This window comes from Zemynaea arenosa, from assembly GCF_004614185.1.
GTDB lineage: Bacteria > Pseudomonadota > Gammaproteobacteria > Burkholderiales > Burkholderiaceae_D > Telluria > Telluria arenosa.
In genome coordinates this window covers 1-5,742 of sequence record NZ_SPVF01000112.1, presented here as the reverse complement: position 1 = coordinate 5,742, position 5,742 = coordinate 1, and the positions used below count along the sequence as shown (strand labels likewise).

Genomic DNA, 5,742 nt, shown 5'->3' with positions numbered 1-5,742 from the left:
AGCGGGCAGTGGAGCGGCAAGGGCGCATTCGCGAGCGGGCGGCCGATCGAAGCGGCCGCCGCCGCACCCGCCTCCGCCGCGCCGGCGGAACCGGCCCAGCCCAAGGGCTATCACGAGACCGATCATATCCGTAAATACTACGCCACCGCGCGTTACTGGTAAGCGGGGGAGGAGCCGCCATGTCGCTCGTAAAAACCTCGTCCGATCCGCAATCCAGCGCCGTGGGCGCCAGCCAGGGCCTGCCACGCGCTAATGCCGCCTCGCTGCGCCGCCGCTCCTTCCTGGTCGGCGCGGGTGTCACCGCCGGCCTGGCCGCCGTCGCCCGCAAGCTGCCCCTCAACGTGATCGAACCCGCGCACGCGCAGGCCGTGCGCCCCACGCAGGACGCCGCGCCCGAGATCAAGCACACCGTATGCAGCCACTGCTCGGTGGGCTGCTCGGTGATCGCGGTGGTGCAGAACGGCGTCTGGGTGCGCCAGGATGCCGCCTTCGATTCGCCCATCAACATGGGCGCCCACTGCGCCAAGGGCGCCTCCCTGCGCGAGCATGGCCACGGCGAACACCGCCTGCGCTACCCGATGAAGCTCGTGAACGGCAAGTACCAGCGCATCAGCTGGGATCAGGCCATCAACGAAATCGGCGACAAGCTGCTGCAGCTGCGCCAGCAGGCCGGTCCCGATTCCCTGTTCGTGGTCGGCAGCTCGAAGCACAACAACGAGCAGTCCTATTTGCTGCGCAAGTGGATGTCGCTGTGGGGCTCCAACAACTGCGACCACCAGGCCCGCATCTGCCATTCCACCACGGTGGCGGGCGTGGCGCAGACCTACGGCTATGGGGCGATGACGAATTCGTTCAACGACCTCCATTACAGCAAGGCCGTGATGTTCATCGGCTCCAACCCGGCCGAGGCGCACCCGATCTCGATGCTGCACTTCCTGCACGCCAAGGAACTGGGCGCCAAGATGATCGTGGTGGATCCGCGCTTCACCCGCACCGCGCGCTTCGCCCACCATTACGTGCGCATCCGGCCTGGCACCGACATCCCGTTCGTGTGGGGCATCCTGTGGCACATCTTCAATAACGGCTGGGAGGACAAGGCCTTCATCGAGCAGCGCACCTACGGCATGGACGAAGTGCGCAAGGAAGTCGCCAAGTGGACGCCGGATAAGGTCAGCGACGTCACCGGCATTCCGGAAGCGGCCGTGAAGACCGCCGCCGAACTGCTGGCCAGGAACCGGCCTTCGTCCGTTGTCTGGTGCATGGGCATCACCCAGCACCACGTCGGCACCGCCAACGTGCGCGCGCTCTCGATCCTGCAGCTGGCACTGGGGAACATCGGCGTGCCGGGCGGCGGCGCCAACATCTACCGTGGCCACGACAACGTGCAGGGCGCCACCGACATCGGCCCCAATCCCGATTCGCTGCCCGGCTACTACGGCCTGGCGGAACCGGCCTGGAAGCACTTCTGCGGCGTGTGGGGCGTGGACTATGAATGGGTCAAGGCCCGCTACGGCTCCAAGGAGCTGATGGAAAAGCCGGGCATGACGGTCTCGCGCTGGTTCGACGGCGTGCTGGAAAAGAACGAGTACATCGACCAGCCCTCCAACCTGCGCGCGGTAATCTACTGGGGCCACGCACCCAACAGCCAGACCCGCCTCGCGGACATGAAGGCGGCGATGCAGAAGCTGGACCTGATGGTGGTGATCGATCCCTATCCATCGATGACCGCGGCCATGCACGGCCGCACCGATGGCGTCTACCTGCTCCCTGCCTCGACCCAGTTCGAGACCGAGGGCTCGGTGACGGCCTCCAACCGCAGCATCCAGTGGCGCGAAAAGGTCATCGAGCCGATGTTCGAGTCCAAGCCGGACCAGGAGATCATGTACCTGCTGGCGAAGAAATTCGGCTTTGCCAATGAGCTGTGCCGCAACATCCGTGTGACCAACAACCGGCCGGACATCGAGGACATCCTTCGCGAAGTCAACAAGACCTGCTGGACCATCGGCTACACCGGCTGCTCGCCGGAGCGGCTCAAGATGCACATGCTGCACAAGGCCGATTTCAGCCCGACCACGCTACGCGCCGAAACAGGCCCCTGCAAGGGCGACTACTACGGCCTGCCGTGGCCCTGCTGGGGCACGCCGGAGCTCAAGCACCCGGGCACGCCCATCCTCTACAACATCAACGTGCCGGTGATCGAGGGCGGCCTGCCGTTCCGCGCCAACTGGGGCGTGGAGCATAACGGCGTGCCGCTGCTGGCGGCGGATGGCTCGTCCAACAAGAACAGCGAGCTGGATATCGGCTACCCCGAGTTCGACCACGTGTTCCTGAAGAAGCTGGGCTGGTGGTCCGATCTCACGCCCGAGGAGCAGGCCAAGGCCGAGGGCAAGAACTGGAAGACGGATATCTCGGGCGGCATCATCCGCGTGGTGATCCAGCACGGCTGCGCGCCGTACGGGAACGCGCGCGCCCGCTGCCACGTGTGGAACTTCCCCGACCCGGTGCCGGTGCACCGCGAGCCGATCATGTCACCGCGGCGCGACCTGGTGGCCAAGTACCCGACCTACGACAACAAGGCCAATTTCTGGCGCCTGCCCACGCTGTACAAGTCGGTGCAGGAGAAGGACTTCAGCAAGGACTTCCCGCTGATTATGACCTCGGGCCGCCTGGTGGAGTACGAAGGCGGCGGCGACGAGACGCGCTCGAATCCGTGGCTGGCGGAACTCCAGCAGAATATGTTCTGCGAGGTCAATCCGCACGACGCGGTCCAGGTGGGCGCACAGACCGGCAAGTACCTGTGGGTGGAATCGCCCAACGGCGCGCGCATCAAGGTGATGGCGATGGTGACCGAGCGCGTCCCGCCGGGCATCGTGTGGATGCCTTTCCACTTCGGCGGCTGGTGGATGGGCGAGGACCTGCACGACAAGTATCCGGAAGGCGCGGCGCCCATCGTGCGCGGCGAGGCGGTCAACACCGCCTGGACCTACGGCTACGACGCCGTGACCATGATGCAGGAAACGAAGGTGTCGCTGTGCCGCCTGGCGCGCGCTTGAGGATCGGAGGAACACGATTATGTCCGCCCGCATGAAGTTCATCTGTGACACCGAGCGCTGCATCGACTGCAACGGCTGCGTCACCGCCTGCAAGAACGAGCACGAGACGCCATGGGGCGTGAATCGCCGCCGCGTGGTCACCATCAACGACGGGGTGCCGGGCGAGCATTCGATCTCGGTGGCGTGCATGCACTGCACCGACGCGCCGTGCCTCGCGGTATGCCCGGTCAACTGCATCTACCACACCGAGGACGGCATCGTCCTGCACGACAAGGACCAGTGCATCGGCTGCGGCTACTGCTCGTATGCCTGCCCGTTCGGCGCGCCGCAGTTCCCCAGCACGGGCCTGTTCAACCACCGCGGCAAGATGGACAAGTGCACCTTCTGCGCGGGCGGGCCGGAAGGGCAGGACACGTCGGTCGAGGAATTCAAGAAGTATGGCCGCAACCGCATCGCCGAGGGCAAGCTGCCCGCCTGCGCGGAGCAGTGTGGAACCAAGGCGCTGCTGGGCGGAGAGGCCAACATCATCGCGGATATCTACCGCCAGCGCGTCGACCAGCGCGGCTATGGGCCGCAGCTGTGGGGCTGGGACATCGCCTACAAGCGCCCAGTGACAGGCGAGGCGAGCGGGCACGGCGACCGCAGCAACCAGACCAATGAGGTCCAGAACACGCCACGGAGGCAGACGCCATGAACAAGCGCTTTTTCCTGGCCATGGCGCCGCTGCTGCTGGCGGGCTGCCTGGAGGTCGAGCAGCATCCGCGCTGGGTGAAGGGGGAGTATGCGGGCAAGGTGGATCAGCAGCCCTTCCAGGTGCACTTCCATAACGACCGGCTGTCGTGGTGGGCGACGCTCAACAACCGCAACCAGCGGCAGAACGAATACAACCGCGCCAACCCATGAGCGCGAGGAGACGGCCATGACGAGACTCTGGAAGATCCTCTGGCTGGCGCTGCTGCTGGCGGTGGCCGGGCTGGCCTCGGCCGAGGTGCCGGACAAGAAGGCCAAGCCGGCGTATGCGGAAGAGCAGACCATCCTGCAAGCGGAGCAGGGCACGAAGGAGGGCGGCTTCCTTCATGCGCAGTCGGGGCGGGTGCACATGGACCGCCACTACCTTGGGCAGTACGGGTCCACCGAGGGCACGGTGCTGGTGCAGCGCGGCGGGAATACGTGGCGCGTGCTGCGCAATGGTCCGCTGGCGGCAGTCAGCGGGACCTTGATCTTGGTGGTGCCGCTGCTGCTGTTCGGGTTTTATGTGGCGGTGGGGCCGGCGCGCATGGAGCATCCAGCGACGGGGCGGCGCATCATGCGCTTCGATTCGTGGGACCGCACGGTGCATTGGGCGACGGCCATCAGCTTTCTCATCATGGCGGTCACGGGGATCATCATCCTGTTCGGGAAGAACTTCCTGCTGCCATGGATGGGGCACGACGTGTTCTCGTGGGTGGCGATCATCTCCAAGTACCTGCACAACTTCATCGGGCCGCTGTTTGTGGTGTGCTCGGTGATCATGTTCTTCACCTACCTGCACCGGAACTTCCTGCGGCAGTCGGACTGGTACTGGTTCCGGAAGGGTGGGGGGCTGTTCACGCAGGAGCATATTCCTGCGGGGTTCTTCAACGCTGGGGAGAAGGCGTGGTTCTGGCTGGGTGTGACCGGTCTCGGGCTCGTGATGTCGGTCAGTGGGCTGGTGCTGGACTTCACCAGCCTGGGGCAGACGCGCTACATCCTGCAGATTGCGGATTACTTCCACTTGGCGGGAGCGACGCTTTACATCGCGGCGGCCATCGGGCATATCTTCATCGGCACGCTCGGCACGCCGGGGGCGTACGAAGGCATGCGGCACGGGTACGTGGACGAGGAATGGGCGCGCACGCATCACCGCTTGTGGTACGAGGACGTCAAGGCCGCCAGCAAGGACGCGCCGCGTGGGGCGCAAGGGGATCGGCTATGAGAGCGCACCGTCTTGCTAGTGTCACGCTGTTCGCAACGATGTCCATCGGCGTCGCGGGCGCGTTGGCAGGATGCTCGCGGCACGAGCGTGAGGTCAGCAGCGCGGGGGTGGTGCAGACCGGCTTCCCTGGCCAGGTGACGGCGGGCGGGCACACCAGCGGTGAAGTGCTGGCCGCGTCGCCCAAGAAGACGGTCGATGGCAGCACCGCCGGCGGCACGCCCGGCACAGCAGGCGGCATGGAAGGCAACACCGGCGGCGCCAAGCTGGGCGGCACCGTCGCCGAATCCGGTCACGGCCCGTCCGGCGCTACACAACCGCCTGCCGCCAAGACCACCCCCAGCGGGCAATAGGAGCTCACCATGCCGCGTGTTCACTTCTCCGCCCTCGCACTCGCCACCACGCCGCCGCGCGACGGCGCGGCTCTCCATTGCACCGCAGCGCCGCTGCCGGCCGGCCCCGCATGCGCGCCCGCCGTCGTGCGGTCCGCTGCGAGCAAATTTGCCGCGATGGTGGCGCTCACGCTGATCTCCTCCGCCGCCTTTGCGACGTTGCCGCCGCCGACACCGCAGGAAGCCGCCGCGCAAGCTGCGAAGAAGGCTGCTGCCGACGCGCAGGCCGCAAAAGACAAGCAAAAGCTCGCCGAGACCATGGACGCCGTGGCCGCCCATTGGCGCAAGCTGGCCGCCACCAATGGCTGGACGACGCACGCTCCGACCGCGCTGCCGCCTCCCGCAC

Annotated in this window: 5 protein-coding genes and 1 pseudogene; all 6 read left to right on the top strand. The window is 66.3% G+C overall.

Features of this window, described 5'->3' with window-relative positions; translation table 11 throughout:
• Positions 1–179: 179 nt before the first annotated feature.
• On the top strand, positions 180–3,053 hold the full coding sequence (locus E4L96_RS08465) for a formate dehydrogenase subunit alpha (RefSeq protein WP_135206778.1): 2,874 nt from the start codon (positions 180–182) through the stop codon (positions 3,051–3,053).
• A gap of 19 nt (positions 3,054–3,072) precedes the next feature.
• Positions 3,073–3,747, top strand: coding sequence for a formate dehydrogenase FDH3 subunit beta (gene fdh3B, locus E4L96_RS08460; RefSeq protein ID WP_229414319.1), 675 nt, complete (start codon positions 3,073–3,075; stop codon positions 3,745–3,747).
• Positions 3,744–3,956: a hypothetical protein gene (locus E4L96_RS08455; protein WP_135206776.1), complete on the top strand. Its 213-nt coding sequence runs from the start codon at positions 3,744–3,746 to the stop codon at positions 3,954–3,956. Before fdh3B ends, E4L96_RS08455 begins: the two co-directional genes overlap by 4 nt.
• A gap of 16 nt (positions 3,957–3,972) precedes the next feature.
• The gene (locus E4L96_RS08450; RefSeq protein ID WP_135206775.1) at positions 3,973–5,007 is read left to right on the top strand and encodes a formate dehydrogenase subunit gamma; all 1,035 of its coding nucleotides are present in this window, start codon (positions 3,973–3,975) and stop codon (positions 5,005–5,007) included.
• Positions 5,004–5,357: a hypothetical protein gene (locus E4L96_RS08445; RefSeq protein WP_135206774.1), complete on the top strand. Its 354-nt coding sequence runs from the start codon at positions 5,004–5,006 to the stop codon at positions 5,355–5,357. Before E4L96_RS08450 ends, E4L96_RS08445 begins: the two co-directional genes overlap by 4 nt.
• Before the next feature lie 9 nt (positions 5,358–5,366).
• Positions 5,367–5,742, top strand: a pseudogene (locus E4L96_RS08440) (hypothetical protein); the annotation flags it as partial.